Origin of the sequence: Dietzia sp. DQ11-38-2 (assembly GCF_014145055.1) — a bacterium.
GTDB lineage: Bacteria > Actinomycetota > Actinomycetes > Mycobacteriales > Mycobacteriaceae > Dietzia.
In genome coordinates this window covers 1-2,590 of record NZ_JAALDW010000309.1, presented here as the reverse complement: position 1 = coordinate 2,590, position 2,590 = coordinate 1, and the positions used below count along the sequence as shown (strand labels likewise).

Below are 2,590 nucleotides of genomic sequence, written 5' to 3'. Positions count from 1 at the left end.
CCCGTCCTCGGTGACGCGGATGCGGTCCGGTGAGTCCAATCCCAGGATCAGGCCATTCTGGGCCGCACGGGTGGCGGCGTCGGCCAGCCCCCACATCGCGGCCACGGCGGAATCGGGGTCCGGGTCACCGACAGCGGCGGCGAGGCTGCGGCCGGGTATCCATTCGCAGACCACGATGCCCCCGGCGCGGCCGCGGATGACGTCGAGCACCCGGGCGAGGCCGTCCGAGTACACGCGGGTCAGGGCGACCGTGCGGTCCAGGACCCCCGTCGCCGAGCCCGGGGGGTCCTCCCCGGGTAGAGGGTCGACGAAGATCAGCGCGACATCGCGACCGAGTCGCTTGTCACGGGCGCGCCAGAACGCCTGGCCGACCACTCCGCCGTGCGATTCGAGGAGTTGGTAGCGCCCTCCCGATACCAGTCCCCCGACGGTCAGGCGCGGTGGGCCCGAGGGCGAACCCTGCCCCGGAACACCGTTCACATCGCCCACCCGTAGACCTCCTCGACGACGCGGCCGTCCTGCCTATCCGCCCGCTCCTGATGCTCCGAGTGTACGGCCCGCGCGTCCCGGGACACGACTATCGCCTCAGACGCCCCACCAGGCCTCGGAGGACGGGTGCGACGGCGTCCAGCTCCGGGAGGCGTGACCGGGACAGGATCAGACCGGTGACCACGAGGGTGATGACCGCGGCGAGCCCGGCCCGGACCACGAACCCGATGCTTCCGACCGCGTCGGTCAGTGCGTCCATGGGCAGGAGGGTGTCGACGGCGAGGGCGACGAGAGCTCCTGCGGCCGACGCCCCCACCGTCCAGACCGCTGACGTCGCCGTCTCGCGCCCACGCAGGGAGCCGAGCCGGCGCCGGAGCAGGACGTACCCGGCGACCGCGCCCACGACCCAGCCGATCCCGTTGGCCAGGGCGAGGCCGATCACCACGTGGGAGCGCTCGTCGGCCACCATCGGGACGATGAGTGACAGGACCACGCGGACGACGGTGATCGCGAGGATCATGACGGTGGGGGTCCAGTAGTCCTCGCGCGCGTAGAACACGCGCTGCTGGAGGAGGACCACCGCGTACGGCACCAGGGTGAACGCCCCGAAAGCGAGCGTCAGGCCCAGGATCTCGGCATTCTGGGCGTCGAAGTTGCCGTACCGGAACAGGCCGGTGGCGATCGTGGGACCGAAGGCCGTCATGACGGCGATGATCGGCACGAGCCCGAAGAGGGACAGCCTGGTGCCGAGGGAGATGTCCCGCACGACCGCGTCCGTGCGCCCGGCGACGCCGTTGTCGGCCAACCGCGGGTTGATGGCCGTCAGCAGGGTCACGCCGATGATCCCGTACGGCACCTGCAGCAGCAGCCAGTACGTGCCGTAGATGGCGATGGCCGCCTCGTCGGCCGCGGAACCGATGCGGTTGGTCATGACCAGACCGACCTGCGAGATGAACACGTACGCCAGCCCGGCCAGGGCGTTGCCGCCGAACTGGCGGATCCGGGGGTCCAGTCCCCACTGGGGGCGCAGCACCACGCCGGCGCGGCGCAGCGCGGGCAGCAGGACCGCCGCCTGGACCACCACTCCGAGGGTCGTGCCCAGGCCGAGCAGCAGGATCGGTGCGCTCAGGAGATTCACCGGTGCCGCGGGGTCGATGCCACTGCCGACGACCGCGAAGAGCGCGAGGGTCGCGATGGCCACGAGGTTGTTCCACACCGGGGCCCAGGCACCCGGCCGGAAGATCCCGTTGTAGTTGAGCACGGCGAGCATGACCGAGAAGACGCCGTAGAAGAAGATCTGCGGCAGCAGCAGGAACGCGAAGGCCGTGGCCAGGTCCGTGTTGACCTCGCCGTCACCGAGGTTGAGCTCGGTGAGCAGCGGCGCGCAGGCCACGGCCACGACCGTCGCGACCAGCGCCAACAACGAGGTGGCCGTGAGCAGCCGCCTGATGAACGACACCCCCCCGTCCGGGTCCTCCTGGGCGGCGCGGGCCAACAGGGGCATGAACATGGCGGTGAGGACCGACCCCAGGACGAGCTCGGTGATCATGTTGGGAAGAGTGTTGGCGGTGTTGAACGCCGAGGCGACGGCGGGGCCGAGGATGGTGAGGATGAGGATCATCCGCACGAAACCGGTGATCCTGCTCGCGAGGTTCGCCACCGCCATCGATCCGGTGGACCGCATCACCGAGGCATCGGAGGAGTCGCGGGTGGTGTGACCGGTCCCCCCGCCCCGGGTCGTCGGGGCCGCCGGGACCGGGACCACGGGGTCCGCGGGTACCGAGTCCGGCGCGAAGGAGTCGGCCACGGGCGGCGGCGAGACCGGGCGGGTCGAGACGCAACTGCCCGATTCGCGGCGGCGGCCCCGCAATCCGGGGTCCGGTCTACGCAGCCCGGGTTCGCGGGAACCCTGCTCGTCGGTCACGGTCGGTGCCCTTCGTCCGCGGGGTCGAGGATCCCCCGACGGTAGCGCAGGTACCGGCGGCCCCCGAGGACGAGGGCGAGCGCGGCCGCCGCGATCGCGAATCCCTGGGCCACGGGGTACCCCCCGGACTGGACCGACAGTTCGACCGGGTCGGACAGCCGCGTCCCGTCCGGCCCG

General features: G+C 71.6%; 2 protein-coding genes and 1 pseudogene. All 3 read right to left on the bottom strand.

All coding sequences use genetic code 11. The annotated features are described in order from the left end of the window. Positions 1-489 (bottom strand): annotated as a pseudogene (locus G6026_RS10930) (protein kinase family protein); the annotation flags it as partial. A gap of 88 nt (positions 490-577) precedes the next feature. After that, positions 578-2,413, bottom strand: coding sequence for a lipid II flippase MurJ (locus G6026_RS10925; RefSeq protein WP_107757874.1), 1,836 nt, complete (start codon positions 2,411-2,413; stop codon positions 578-580). Further along, a partial coding sequence (locus G6026_RS10920; RefSeq protein WP_182613195.1) for a hypothetical protein occupies positions 2,410-2,590 on the bottom strand: 181 nt, incomplete at its 5' end. The genes G6026_RS10925 and G6026_RS10920, both read right to left, overlap by 4 nt.